Origin of the sequence: Shinella lacus, from assembly GCF_010994755.1 — a bacterium.
In the GTDB taxonomy this organism is placed as follows: Bacteria; Pseudomonadota; Alphaproteobacteria; order Rhizobiales; family Rhizobiaceae; genus Shinella; species Shinella lacus.
On the sequence record NZ_WHSB02000017.1, the window covers coordinates 1 to 12,548 of the forward strand.

18 protein-coding genes are annotated in these 12,548 nt (G+C 61.0%); 5 read left to right on the forward strand and 13 right to left on the reverse strand.

The features are described 5' to 3' along the window. Positions 1 to 398: 398 nt before the first annotated feature. The 4 genes from GB927_RS28745 to GB927_RS28760 form a co-directional block, all read right to left on the reverse strand. Positions 399 to 899, reverse strand: a complete 501-nt coding sequence (locus GB927_RS28745; protein WP_069059874.1) for a TIGR00645 family protein — start codon at positions 897 to 899, stop codon at positions 399 to 401. Positions 900 to 1,029: 130 nt separating this feature from the next. Further along, positions 1,030 to 1,194 (reverse strand): DUF1328 domain-containing protein, encoded by a 165-nt coding sequence (locus GB927_RS28750; RefSeq protein ID WP_023514833.1) that lies wholly within the window; start codon positions 1,192 to 1,194, stop codon positions 1,030 to 1,032. Positions 1,195 to 1,413: 219 nt separating this feature from the next. Next, a complete protein-coding gene (locus GB927_RS28755; RefSeq protein WP_256120654.1) occupies positions 1,414 to 1,611 on the reverse strand; it encodes a CsbD family protein in 198 nt (65 codons plus the stop codon). A gap of 82 nt (positions 1,612 to 1,693) precedes the next feature. Beyond that, positions 1,694 to 2,026 carry a hypothetical protein gene (locus GB927_RS28760; RefSeq protein ID WP_256120655.1) on the reverse strand — a complete coding sequence of 111 codons (333 nt, stop codon included), beginning with the start codon at positions 2,024 to 2,026 and terminating at the stop codon, positions 1,694 to 1,696. Positions 2,027 to 2,205: 179 nt separating this feature from the next. Here GB927_RS28760 and GB927_RS28765 point away from each other — a divergent pair, with 179 nt between their 5' ends. Next, complete coding sequence (locus tag GB927_RS28765) at positions 2,206 to 2,361, forward strand: DUF3309 family protein (RefSeq protein ID WP_256120656.1); 156 nt, start codon at positions 2,206 to 2,208, stop codon at positions 2,359 to 2,361. Positions 2,362 to 2,389: 28 nt separating this feature from the next. After that, positions 2,390 to 2,650 (forward strand): YMGG-like glycine zipper-containing protein, encoded by a 261-nt coding sequence (locus GB927_RS28770; RefSeq protein WP_256120657.1) that lies wholly within the window; start codon positions 2,390 to 2,392, stop codon positions 2,648 to 2,650. Positions 2,651 to 2,730: 80 nt separating this feature from the next. Here GB927_RS28770 and GB927_RS28775 read toward each other — a convergent pair whose 3' ends face one another. Next, a complete protein-coding gene (locus GB927_RS28775; RefSeq protein WP_256120658.1) occupies positions 2,731 to 2,928 on the reverse strand; it encodes a NepR family anti-sigma factor in 198 nt (65 codons plus the stop codon). 149 nt (positions 2,929 to 3,077) lie between these two features. Here GB927_RS28775 and GB927_RS28780 point away from each other — a divergent pair, with 149 nt between their 5' ends. Beyond that, on the forward strand, positions 3,078 to 3,878 hold the full coding sequence (locus tag GB927_RS28780) for a response regulator (protein ID WP_256120659.1): 801 nt from the start codon (positions 3,078 to 3,080) through the stop codon (positions 3,876 to 3,878). Between the two features lie 67 nt (positions 3,879 to 3,945). On the opposite strand, the gene GB927_RS28785 is transcribed toward GB927_RS28780, so the two are convergent. The 7 genes from GB927_RS28785 to GB927_RS28815 form a co-directional block, all read right to left on the reverse strand. Continuing rightward, a complete protein-coding gene (locus GB927_RS28785) occupies positions 3,946 to 4,290 on the reverse strand; it encodes a RidA family protein (protein ID WP_256120660.1) in 345 nt (114 codons plus the stop codon). Positions 4,291 to 4,396: 106 nt separating this feature from the next. Beyond that, positions 4,397 to 4,885, reverse strand: coding sequence for a gluconokinase (locus GB927_RS28790; RefSeq protein WP_256120774.1), 489 nt, complete (start codon positions 4,883 to 4,885; stop codon positions 4,397 to 4,399). 33 nt (positions 4,886 to 4,918) lie between these two features. Continuing rightward, positions 4,919 to 5,749 (reverse strand): dipeptide ABC transporter ATP-binding protein, encoded by an 831-nt coding sequence (locus tag GB927_RS28795; RefSeq protein ID WP_256120661.1) that lies wholly within the window; start codon positions 5,747 to 5,749, stop codon positions 4,919 to 4,921. Beyond that, complete coding sequence (locus GB927_RS28800; protein WP_256120662.1) at positions 5,746 to 6,600, reverse strand: ABC transporter ATP-binding protein; 855 nt, start codon at positions 6,598 to 6,600, stop codon at positions 5,746 to 5,748. Before GB927_RS28800 ends, GB927_RS28795 begins: the two co-directional genes overlap by 4 nt. Then, entirely contained in the window at positions 6,600 to 7,508 is a 909-nt protein-coding gene (locus GB927_RS28805; RefSeq protein ID WP_256120663.1) for an ABC transporter permease subunit, read from the reverse strand. Before GB927_RS28805 ends, GB927_RS28800 begins: the two co-directional genes overlap by 1 nt. An 11-nt stretch (positions 7,509 to 7,519) precedes the next feature. After that, entirely contained in the window at positions 7,520 to 8,524 is a 1,005-nt protein-coding gene (locus GB927_RS28810; protein WP_256120664.1) for an ABC transporter permease subunit, read from the reverse strand. A 102-nt stretch (positions 8,525 to 8,626) separates the two neighbouring features. Beyond that, the gene (locus GB927_RS28815; RefSeq protein WP_256120665.1) at positions 8,627 to 10,222 is read right to left on the reverse strand and encodes an ABC transporter substrate-binding protein; all 1,596 of its coding nucleotides are present in this window, start codon (positions 10,220 to 10,222) and stop codon (positions 8,627 to 8,629) included. Positions 10,223 to 10,722: 500 nt separating this feature from the next. Here GB927_RS28815 and GB927_RS28820 point away from each other — a divergent pair, with 500 nt between their 5' ends. Together GB927_RS28820 and GB927_RS28825 are read left to right on the forward strand one after the other, a co-directional pair. Next, entirely contained in the window at positions 10,723 to 11,430 is a 708-nt protein-coding gene (locus GB927_RS28820) for a helix-turn-helix transcriptional regulator (protein ID WP_256120666.1), read from the forward strand. A gap of 133 nt (positions 11,431 to 11,563) precedes the next feature. Beyond that, positions 11,564 to 11,971, forward strand: coding sequence for a response regulator (locus tag GB927_RS28825; RefSeq protein ID WP_256120667.1), 408 nt, complete (start codon positions 11,564 to 11,566; stop codon positions 11,969 to 11,971). A 30-nt stretch (positions 11,972 to 12,001) separates the two neighbouring features. On the opposite strand, the gene rirA is transcribed toward GB927_RS28825, so the two are convergent. Next, entirely contained in the window at positions 12,002 to 12,463 is a 462-nt protein-coding gene (gene rirA / locus GB927_RS28830; protein WP_256120668.1) for an iron-responsive transcriptional regulator RirA, read from the reverse strand. Positions 12,464 to 12,548: the final 85 nt, after the last annotated feature.

A 12,548-nucleotide genomic window follows, 5' to 3' on the forward strand; every position in this document is an offset into this window, starting at 1 on the left:
CGTCAGGAAACCTTGGAGCGAGTTCGTCGGCCGCCAGAAGCGCCGCCGCTCTCGTTCGATGAGCGGGTTATAAGCCCACCTATACGAACACGTCAACAGCTCAAAACAAGAAAAATCAAAAAAGTGATAAGCTGTTGAAATGATAGGCTTTTCTTGTTTTGGAGCGACTGAAAGGCCCTCGAAGACCCCTCGCAAAGCCCAAATCACTGCGCAAAACTTTGTCCAGATGGTCAAACAGAGGGGTGAGAGGCCGATATTGCACCGCGGCACCTCAAAGGCTCCCGGTGCATAAGGAGAATGTCGGGGAAAGCCCGACGGTTTCGCTTGACTTCGCGCCAAAAGAAAAGGGCGCCGGCGGATATCCGCGGCGCCCTCCCCTACCGGTCTTGGCAAGGCTTTCAGCCCTTCAGCTTGGACATAATCTGTTCGAGGAAACCGAGCAGCACGGCCGAAACCACGAAGGCGAGGTGAATGAAGGTCAGCCACATCAGCTTGGTGTCGGTATATTGCTGCACATTGAGGAAGACCTGCAGCAGGTGGATGGATGAGATCGCGACGATGGACGATGCGACCTTGATCTTCAGGCTGCCGGAATCGAGCTTGCCGAGGAAGGAGACATCCGCCTCCGCCTCGTCGAAGCGGCTGACGAAGTTCTCGTAGCCGGCGATCATCACCATCAGGATCAGGCTTGCGACGAGCGCTGCATCGATCAGTCCGAGCATGGCGAGGATCATCTCCGCATCGTCGAAGACGAAGACGTTCATCGCAACCTTGCCGAACTTGTAAAGGAACGACACCGCATAGACGGCAAGGGCGGCGACGAGGCCGAGATAGAAGACCACCAGGATCCAGCGGCTCGACAGGATGATGCGTTCAACCAGCAGTTCGAGGGATTTCATAAATTGGGCTCCAAGGATTCGGCATGATTAAGCGCTGATTAACCAATGCTCCAAAGCCTCGCAAGGCCTGCGCGGTAGACGCAAAAAGGGCGGCGTCCGCAAACGCCGCCCTTTCAAGGACACATCATCCTCATGCCCGACGGAACAGGCCCGCAATCAGCGACAGGACCAGAAGGGCCAGGAAGACGAAGAACAGGATCTGCGCAATACCGGCGGATGCACCGGCAATACCACCAAAGCCGAGCAGGCCGGCGACGAGCGCAATCACGAGAAAGACTACAGCATAATAGAGCATTTTGAACTCCTTCCTTGTATTGCTTGAAGAACGGCGGACGGTGGGAAAGGTTCCCGGACGTTTTATGGAATAAAACTGTTTTGTAACGACCGACTTTTCCATAAAATGATGCCGCCGCGGCCTTTCGGCTGCGGCGGCATGAGCGGTGACCGATGTGGTCGCGGACATCTACTTTGCGCAATTCTTGCCAAATCGTTTCCGATTCAGGCGGTCATGGCATTAGTGACGCTGCGCCCAATCGTCGATCTGCCGCTCGGCCTCCTCCTTGGCGAGGCCGTAGCGCTGCTGGATCTTGCCCGAAAGCTCAACCCGGCGGCCCTGGATGACATCGAGATCGTCATCCGTAAGCTTGCCCCATTGGGTCTGGGCCTTGCCCTTGTATTCGGTCCACTTGCCTTCGATGATATCCCAGTTCATGTCGCTGTCCTTTCAGTTCCTTGGAACGCCGTGGCGTTGACGAAAGGAAAACCGTTCAGCCTGAAAAAGGTTCCCGATTTGCTCAATGCATGACGGGACGAACGTCTGTTTTGGTGTTTTCGGCAACGATGACGCCCTCTGCCGGCGGGCTTGCCTGGCGCACGTCGACCTCGAGACCTTGTCGGGTCATGCTCCAGCTGATCTCGACGTCTTCTTCGATCCAGGCCGGATCAATTGCCGCGCATCGGGCATGCACGATGCGCCTGCTGGCACCGGCGCCACCGAGCGCCGATGGCAGCGCGCTCTGACATTCTTCCATGGATTCGAACGCCACCTGGGGCGCTTGCAGTTCTTCACAGGCGAGGCTGCCATGGCTGCAGCCGACCAGAAGCATGATTGCGGCTATATGTTCCATTTCATGTCTCCATCACCTTCGGGCCAGACCCGTCGTGTCGGACAAAACAACGGAGGCACGGGCCGGAAAGTTCCGGACCACCCTCATGACGTCGCTGTCACATTTTCGGGAACAAAATCCGTTGCGGCCCGTTGTCGGCCCATCGCTCGATAGCGAAGTGGACGTGAAAGGAAGCGCAGATGCTCAGCACCATACTCCTCGTGATTTTGATTTTGCTTCTGGTCGGCGCATTGCCGAACTGGGGATACAGCCGCAGCTGGGGTTATGGCCCGTCCGGCGGTCTGGGCCTGATCGTCCTTATCCTTCTCATCCTCGTCCTTATGGGACGTATCTGATCCCACAACCATTCCAGGAGCCGCAACAATGAAGAACACCATCATCGCGCTTGCCCTCGTCGCCTCCACCATCACCCTCACCGCCTGCACCCAGACTGAACGCGGCACCGCGATTGGTGCTGGCACGGGTGCCATTATCGGCGGCGTCGTGACCGGCCGTGCCGGCGGCGCGCTTGCAGGTGCTGCCATTGGTGGCGTGGCGGGCTACCTCGTCGCCCGCTCTGACCGCAATGGCTACTGCATCTATCGCGACCGCTACGGCCGCCGCTACGAAGCACGTTGCCGCTGACAGGCAGCGGGTCGATCGAAACGCGAAACGGGCCTCACGGCCCGTTTCTTGATGTGATGAACTGGAATGGATGGATGCGTTCAGGAACCGCGCTTGGCCTTTTCCTCGGCCTCGTCGAGTTTTCCCAACAGGTCCAGAATGCGATCTGGCACAGGCTCCGTCTCGATGACGTCGTAGAAGGATTTCAGCTTGCGGCCGATCGGACCGTTCGGGTCGAACGCAGCCTTGTGCGGCGCATCCCGACCAACGCGTTTCTTTTCCTTGCTGGGCTCGATCATGGTCTTGTTTCCATCGCGTGCTGCCCGCTATCTTCCTTTTGCCCAAGATACCAAATAGCAAGTTTGACTTAGCATGCTACCAATAGGTTTCCGTATAGTGAACTCTAGCGGAAACGGTTCCGATGCGGAACATATTCACGGAGAACTAAATGTCACTTTCCACCCGTATCGCACCGCATCTAGCCTATCTGAGGCGGTTTTCCCGTGCCGTGACGGGCTCCCAGACGTCCGGCGACGCCTATGTCGCCGCCATGCTCGAAGCGCTCGTCGCCGACATTTCGCTTTATCCGGAGGGTCGCAACGACCGCCTGGCGCTCTATCGGCTTTATTGCACGCTGTTCGAGAACCTCGACGTGACGCTGCCGGTCAACACGTCTCCCTTCGGCTGGGAGCGGCAGGCCGCCGCAAACCTCGCTAACCTGCCGCCGGCCGAGCGCAAGGCCTTCCTGCTGGTCTCCGTCGAGGGCTTTGATTTTTCCGAAGGCGCCGACATTCTCGATGTTTCCGAAGAGCGCTTCAGCGAATTGCTCGACGAGGCGTCGCGCGACATCTCCAGCCAGGTCGCGACCGACATCATGATCATCGAGGACGAGCCGCTGATTGCTATGGACATCGAGGACATGGTGAAGGGTCTCGGCCACAATGTGACCGGCATCGCGCGCACGCATTCGGAGGCGGTCGAGCTCTATCACCGCACCTCGCCGCGCATGGTGCTTGCCGATATCCAGCTTGCCGACGGCTCGTCGGGCATCGACGCGGTCAACGACATCCTGAAGAACAGCACGATCCCGGTGATCTTCATCACCGCCTTCCCGGAACGGCTCTTGACCGGCGAGAAGCCGGAGCCGGCCTTCCTCGTCACCAAGCCGTTCAACCCCGACATGGTGAAGGCGCTGATCAGCCAGGCGCTGTTCTTCGACGAACAGGCGCGGCTGTCCAAGTCGGCCTGATAGTCGAGATGGCAATAAAAAAGGCCCGCGCAAGCGGGCCTTTTCCGTTTCAGCCGCGCGGCGCCGATCAGAGCGCGGCGACGACGATGACTTCGACCAGGTAATCCGGCGTGGCGAGCTTGGATTCGCCGGTGGCGCGGGCGGGCGTGTGGCCCTGCGGCGCCCAGGTGTCCCAGACGGCGTTCATCTTGGAAAAATCGGCCATGTCGGCAAGCCAGACCTGGGCGGAGAGGATGCGGGTCTTGTCCGTGCCGGCGAGCGCCAGCAGGCGGTCGACTTCGGCCAACGCCTGCTTGGTCTGCTCGGTGACATCGGAACCAGCCTCGCCGACCTGACCGGCCAGGTAGACGGTTCCGTTGTGCACGACGGCCTGGCTCATGCGCGGGCCGGTTTCAAAGCGTTTGATGTCCATGTGTCGTTCCTGTCAGGTCGAGAAAATCTCCCGCGAAAGCGGTGTGCCGTCTATACGGGGCCACGCCCGGCGGCGCCAGTGGCAGGCCGGCAAATTCCGCCGCAGGCTAGCGAAGCGCGGCCAATCCGTCGAACGCATCCGCGACGATCGCCTCGACGGAAGCATCGATATCGACGGTGACGACGCCGGGCTCACCGGAGGGGTCCTCCAGCGTGGCGAGCTGGCTGTCGAGCAGGCTGACGGGCATGAAATGATCGCGCCGCGCCGCCATGCGGGTCATCAGCAGATCGCGGCTGCCCTTGAGGAAGACGAAGGCGAGCGTGCCGCCGGCGGCGTGGCGCAGGCGGTCGCGGTACGCTTTCTTGAGGGCAGAGCAGGAAACCACGAGGCTCTTGCCGTCGTTCAGGGTCTCGGCCATGGCGCGGCCGATCGTGTCGAGCCAGGGCCAGCGGTCCTCGTCATCGAGCGGAATGCCCTTGGACATCTTTTCGACATTGGAGGCCGGGTGCAGGCTGTCGCCTTCGACGAAGGCGGCGGGAAGCGCTGCGGCAAGGCCCTCGGCGACCGAGGTCTTGCCGCAACCGGAAACGCCCATGACGACGATCGCGCGTGTCACGAGCGTTGGTCCTCAGGCCGCGCGCTTGCGGCGTTCGATGCGGGCGCGGATGGCGTCCACGTCGACCCGCGGCGTCGCGGCGAACAGGGTTTTCGTATAGGCGTGCTGCGGGTCCTCGAAGACCTGGTCGCGGCTGCCATATTCCACCGCCTCGCCGAAATACATCACCATCACGTCGTCCGCGATGTGGCGCACGACCGAAAGGTCGTGGCTGATGAAGACGTAGGTCAGGTGGAATTCGTCCTGCAAGTCGGCGAGCAGGTTCAGCACCTGGGCCTGCACCGACAGGTCGAGCGCGGAGACCGGCTCGTCGAGCACCAGAAGGCGCGGATTGAGCATCAGCGCGCGGGCGATCGCCACGCGCTGACGCTGGCCGCCGGAGAACATGTGCGGGTAGCGCCCGTAATGTTTCTCCTCCAGCCCGACCTTCTTAAGGATCGCCATGGCGCGGTCGCGCCGCTCGCCCGCCGGGATTTTGGTGTTGATGACCAGCGGTTCCGTCAGGATGTCGCCAATCTTCTTGCGCGGATTCAGCGACCCATAGGGGTTCTGGAAGACGATCTGCACCTTGCTGCGCATTTCGGAGGTCAGCGGCTCGCTGGCGATATCGACCTTGCGGCCGTCGATCAGCATTTCGCCTTCGGTGATCGGGTCGATCATCGTAACCATGCGGGCAACCGTGGACTTGCCGCAGCCGCTTTCGCCGACGATGGCGAGCGTCTTGCCCTCTTCGACGTTGAAGCTCACGCCCTTGACGGCGTGAACAGTCTTGGCCGGTTTGAACAGGCCGCCGGGGATATGATAGTCGCGCTTCAGGTTGCGCGCTTCGAGAACAGGGGTCATCGCAAAGCTCCCGCAAAAATCTCGGCGTCGGTCAGCTTTTCCGTGATCGTCGGCAGGCGTCCACCCACCGCGTTTTCCGGAAGCGCGGACAGCAGCGCCTTGGTGTAGACGCTCTTCGGATTTTCGAAGAGCGACAGCACATCGGCCGATTCGATCTGGCGGCCCTTGTACTGCACGATGACGCGGTCTGCCGTTTCGGCCACGACCCCCATGTCATGGGTGATGATGATGAGGCCCATGCCGTATTCAGCCTGGAGCTTCATCAGGAGGTCGAGGATCTGCTTCTGGATCGTCACGTCGAGCGCGGTGGTCGGCTCGTCGGCGATCAGGAGCTTCGGGTTGCAGGCAAGCGCCGTGGCGATCATCACACGCTGGCACTGGCCGCCCGACATCTGGTGCGGGAAGTGGCCGAGGCGCTCTTCCGGGGTCGGAATGCCGACCGACTGGAAGAGCTCGATGGCACGATCACGGCGCGCCTTGCGGCCGAGATCGGTGTGGACGCGCAGCACCTCCTCGATCTGGAAGCCGACCGTGAAACACGGATTGAGGCTGGCGATCGGCTCCTGGAAGATCATCGCAATGTCCTTGCCGATGATCTTGCGCCGGTCGCTGTCCGACATGGCCTGCATGTCGCGACCGTTGAAGGTGAGCACGTCGGCCGTCACCTTCGCCGTCCAGGGCAGAAGCCCCATGGCGGCGAGCATGGAGACCGACTTGCCGGAACCGGATTCGCCGACGATGGCGAGCACTTCGCCCTCGTCGACCTTGAGCGAAACGCCATCCACGGCGCGGAAGGGACCGGAAGCCGTCTGGAATTCGACGGTGAGGTTTTTGACTTCGAGAAGCGGCATCACGACCTCTTCAGCTTGGGATCGAGGGCGTCGCGCAGGCCGTCACCCATCAGGTTGATGGCCAGCACGGTGATGAGGATGGCGAGGCCCGGGAAGGTCACGACCCACCAGGCGCGCTGGATGAATTCGCGCGCTTCGGCAAGCATCGTGCCCCATTCCGGCGTCGGCGGCTGGGCGCCCATACCGAGGAAGCCGAGTGCGGCCGCATCGAGGATCGCCGCCGAGAAGGCGAGCGTCGCCTGCACGATGAGCGGTGCGAGGCAGTTCGGCAGGATCGTCAGGAACATCAGGCGAAGTGTGCCGGCACCCGCGACCTGCGAGCCGACCACATAGTCCTTGGTCTTTTCCGTCATGACGGCCGCGCGCGTCAGGCGCACGAAATGCGGCTGGTTGACGAGCGAGATGGCGATCATCGCGTTGAGCAGGCCCGGCCCCAGAACGGCCACCAGCACGAGGGCGAGCAGCAGGGAGGGGAAGGCCAGGATGATATCCATGATGCGCATGATGAAGGTATCGACCTTGCCGCGGAAATAACCCGCGATGAGACCGATCAGCACGCCCGAGACCACCGACAGCGTCACGACGACGAGGCCGATGAAGAGCGAGAAGCGCGCGCCGTAGATGAGGCGCGAGAGGATGTCGCGGCCGACGGCGTCGGTGCCGAGAATGTGCCCCCACATGCCGCCCTCCTGGAAGACCGGCGGCAGGAGAAGCAGTTCGCGGTTCTGGCTGCTCGGGGCGTGCGGCGCCACGAAGGGCGCGAAGACCGCCACGAACAGAATAATCACGAAGAACACGAGGCCGATGACGGCGCCCTTGTTGCGTGAGAAATAGAACCAGAATTCGGAGAGGCCCGACGGCGGCTTGCCGCCCGTCTTGACTTCGGTGGTGGTTGGAACAGCACTCATGAGATCGCCTCCTAATGCCGGATTCGCGGGTTGACCCAGCCGTAAAGCAGGTCGACCACGAGATTGACGATCATGATGACGGCGGCGATCAGCATCAGGCCACCCTGCACCACGGCATAGTCGCGCTTGAAGACGCTGTCGACCATCCACTTGCCGATGCCCGGCCAGGAGAAGATCGTCTCGGTGAGGATGGCGCCCGCGAGCAGCACGCCGACCTGAAGGCCGATCGTGGTGATGACGGGGATCATCGCGTTGCGCAGCGCATGCACGCCGATGACGCGGAACGGCGACAGGCCCTTGGCGCGGGCGGTGCGGACATAGTCCTCACCCAGCACTTCGAGCATGGCCGAACGGGTCTGGCGCGCGATGACGGCGAGCGGGATCGTCGCGAGCACGACGGTCGGCAGGATCAGGTAACTGAGCGCCGACTTGAACGCGCCCGCCTGCCCCGAGATCAGGCTGTCGATCAGCATGAAACCGGTGACCTGCGGGAAAAAGTACATCAGCGAGATGCGTCCCGAGACCGGCGTCCAGCCGAGATAGCCGGAGAAGAAGATGATGAGCAGCAGCCCCCACCAGAAGATCGGCATCGAATAGCCGACGAGGGCGACGCCCATCAGCGACTGGTCGAGCCAGGTCCCCCGTTTCACCGCGGCGAGCACGCCGGCCGGAATGCCGAGCGCTATGGCGACGATGATGGCGCAGAGCGAGAGCTCCAGCGTGGCCGGGAAGAGGTTGACGAAATCGTCGAGCACCGGGCGCTTGGTAACGATGGACGAACCGAAGTCGCCCGTCAGAAGACCGCCGAGATAGTCGAAATATTGGATGTACATCGGCCGGTCGAGGCCGAGCTGGTGCATGAGCTCGGTATGGCGTTCCGGAGACATGACGCGTTCGCCCGACATCAGCATGACTGGATCGCCCGGCAGAAGTCGAATGAAGGAGAACGCGATGAGCGATACCCCGAGGAACGTGGGTATCAGGACGGCGAGCCGTCCGAAGATAAAGCGAAACATGGGAGCCAATCCCTTCTTTTTTGTGAAAAACCGGCGGCTCGAATGTCTTCGAGCCGCCGGCCAATGCACGCTCTTTGCGGCGTGCCTTTTTCGTAGCCGATATTACTCGGCGATGTCCACGCCTTCGAACACGAAGTCACCGAGCGGCGACTGTACGAAGCCCGAGACCTTCTTGCTCATCGGAACGACGGCCAGCGAGTGGTCGAGGGTGTTCCAGGGCGCTTCGCGCTTGAAGATGACCTGGGCCTCTTCATAGAGCTTCGTGCGCTCTGCAACGTCGGCGGTTTCCTTCGCCTTCGTCATCAGGTCGTCGAATTCCTTGTTGCACCACTGCGCGCGGTTGTTGCCGCCGACAGCGTCGCAGCCGAGCAGGGTGTCAAGGAAGTTGTCCGGGTCGCCGTTGTCGCCGGTCCAGCCGAGGATGGCCGCGCCGTCGCGGTCCTTGGCGGACGAGAGCTTCAGGTACTCGGCCCATTCATAAGAGACGATCTCGACTTCGACGCCGATCTTGGCAAGGTCGGCCTGCATCAGTTCGGCTGCACGGCGGGCGTTCAGCATGTACGGACGCGCAACAGGCATGGCCCAGATCTTCATCTTGAGGCCCGAAACGCCAGCGTCTTCGAGCATCTTCTTGGCGGCTTCCGGATCGAACGCGTCGTCGACGACGGCGTCGTTATACGACCACATGGTCGGCGGGATCGGGTTCTTAGCAACCGTTGCCGCGCCCTGGAAGACGGCGTCGACGATGGCCTGGCGGTTGATCGCCATGTTGAGGGCCTTGCGGACCTCGACCTTGTCGAAGGGTGCAACCAGCGTGTTGTAGGCGAGGTAGGCGACGTTGAGGCCGGCCTGCTCGGAGATGTGCAGGTTCGGATCGGCCTTCAGCTCGGCCACGTCAGCCGCGTTCGGGTAGGACATCAGGTGGCATTCGCCGGCCTTCAGCTTCTGCGCGCGAACGGCGGCATCCGTGGTGATCGCGAAGACCAGGTCGTCGATCTTCTGCTTGCCGCCCCAATAGTCCGGGTTGGCCTTGTAGCGGATCGCGGCATCCGGCTGGTAGGCGACGAAGGTGAACGGACCGGTGCCGAGCGGCTGCTGGTTCATCAGCTCCATCTTGCCGTCAGCCTGAAGCTTGTCGGCATATTCCTTAGAGACGATCGAGATGAAGGGCATGCCGAGGTTCGCCAGCAACGGCGCTTCGGGACGCTTCAGCGTGATCTTGACCGTCAGGTCGTCGACCTTCTCGATCTTGTCGAGAACATCCGGCAGGCCCATGCCGGAGAAGTATTCCCAGGACGCGCCCGGAACGTACTTGTTCCACGGATTGTCGGCCTTGTACTGGCGCTCGAAGGAGAAGATGACGTCGTCTGCATTCAGCTCACGCGTCGGCGTGAAATACTCGGTCGTCTGGAACTTGACGCCCTTGCGGAGCTTGAAGGTGTATTCCTTGCCGTCTGCCGAAATTTCCCAGCTCTCAGCCAGCGCGGGTTCGAGTTCCGTCGTGCCGCGCTTGAATTCCACCAGACGGTTATAGACCGTGTGTGCAGCTGCGTCGAAGGTCTGACCGCCCGTATAGAGGCCGGGATCAAAACCTTCCGGCGAGGCTTCCGAGCAATAGACGAAGGTCTTCGACCAGGCGGCCGTTGCCATCAGTGAGGCAAGCGCCGTCGCTGCGAGAAGAGTAGTCAGCTTTTTCATAGTGAGCTTCCCAGGTTTGCTTTTTTGTTCTCTTGTTGCGGGCTCGGGTGCATTTCCTGCCCCGGCCTTGCGGGGATGGAACGACATTTGCCGCCGGATTGCAATAAGTCCGCGAACAAATTTGTCCAAACGGAAAAAACCACGGAACATTATTCTCCACAGCATTAGAAACGCCTTCAAAAGTGCCGCGAATCAGGCGCCGCGGGACCTGTCAATCCCCACCTGCCCCGATGGCGACGACACGGCAGGCGTGCCATATTAGGACATCGAGGCAAGGGAGGCTGCTCTTCGCTGTTTCGCACCGTGGCGGCGGAGCGAAACGTCAAAAGCGAAGGGCAGCCTCCCTTACATTTTTTCCCAATATTTTCAGTATCTTGGCAAGCGGATGGCAAAAAAGTGTCCGCTCTTCGCGAAATTGTCCGGTAAAACCCTTTGCCGCCAGAGATTGCGGCGCTAGATTTGCACGCGTGGAATCCGGGGGTAGAGACCACGTGCCTGTGTTGAACAAACATTACCGGCGATATGGCTTCGAAAGCGATCTTGAGAAAGCTCTCAATCGCGTCGACTTCTTTCGTATTTTCCATACGATGGCGCTGCGCTACGGCTTCGAGCATTTCGGCGTGCTGCAGCTCGCCAACGAGCACGAGACCAGCATGCTTTCGAGCCGCCTCGTGCTGCACGACCTGCCGGCCGGCCTTGCCGAGACCTACGACAAGCGCCACCGCATCAACGATTCCGCGATCTTCAAGAGCTTCTACAAGTCGACCATCTCGACCGTGTGGCTCGGCACCGACGCGCCGGAAAACGGCGCTGCCGGCGTCGACTTCCTCGACCAGATCGGCTTCGACATGGCGCTCGCCATCCCCGTGCACTCCATCGCCGGCACGCGCTACGTCGTGCTGTTCCTTGGCGACGGCGAGGATATCGGCCGCACCGAACATCTGGAAATCGCCTACGAGGCAAACTGTGCCTTCGACTACTTCTACCGCCAGGTGCTCGCCAACAAGGCCGGCATGGGCCTGACGCCGCGCGAGACGGAAATCCTGCGCTGGATCTCCTACGGCAAGACGGCGAGCGAGATCGCCCTCATCGTCTCGGTTTCCGAGCATACGGTGAATTCGCACACGGCAACGATCTTGAAGAAGCTCGACGTGGTGAACCGCACGCAGATGGTCGCCAAGGCGATCCGCGAGCAGATTATTCAATGACGCTCATAAAACACCTGCGCCATGCCACCGATAGCAGAGTTAGGGACTTGTTAATGGCCGCGGTCTGGATGAGAGTAACGGCGGTTTTTCGAGGCCGGCAGCCTCTTTGATGCAACCAGGTTCAGCTACGGCCATGACAGCAAAAGTGCATATCCTGCTCGTCGATGACGATCCTGCGGAAAACGTCATCCTCAGCGCGCTGATGCGCAAGGTCGCAAGCTATGCGATCACGCTCGACTATGTGGAAACGGTGGAAGGCGCGCTCGATTTCATCCGCTCGTCCGGCGTGCCGCTCGACATGATCCTGATGGACAACCGGTTGCAGCCGCAGGCGGATTTTCGCGAGACGGTGCCGGAGCTCAGACGCGTTGGCTATATCGGCCCGATCGGTGTCATCTCGTCGTCGATCAACGACGCCTATTTCCAGAAGATCGACGACTATGGCGTCGACTTCCGCATCGACAAGGCCGAGCTCGATCCGACGGCCATCGAATTCATTCTGCAGGAATATGTGAAGCGCGACGTCAGCGCCGGGGAATGATCCCGGCGCCGTTGGTCAGGCGCCGGTCGCTCAGGCAGCGGGCTGCTGGACGAAGGCCGTTTCCAGGCCGAGAAGCATGCCGATCTGCGGGCGTGCCTTGACGAGATCGTCGATCGTGTACTGCTGAAGCACTTCGAAGAAGGCGTTCAGCGCCTTGCGCAGCGCCGAGTTGAGGCCACAGCTATCGACCAGCGGGCACTCGACCTCGCCGGCCTCGAAACATTCGGCCATGGCGAAGGAATCTTCCGTCACCCGCACGACGTCGAACAGGGTGATCTCGCTTGCGGGCTTGGGCAGGCGCACGCCGCCGTTGCGGCCGCGCACGGTCTCGATGATGCCGGCCCTCGTCAAAGGCTGGAGGATCTTGAACAGGAAAAGTTCCGAGACACCATAGGCCTTGGCGATTTCCGGAATACGGCTGAGCTTTCCACCATTCGCCGCGCAGTACATCAACATGCGCACGGCATAGTTGGTTTGTTTCGTCAAACGCATCGGGAACTCCGAATCCGGGTTTTGATAGGCATCACATATAGGGCAGATCGTCGTTTAGAACAATTCCAAAAACGCGCAATTTCAG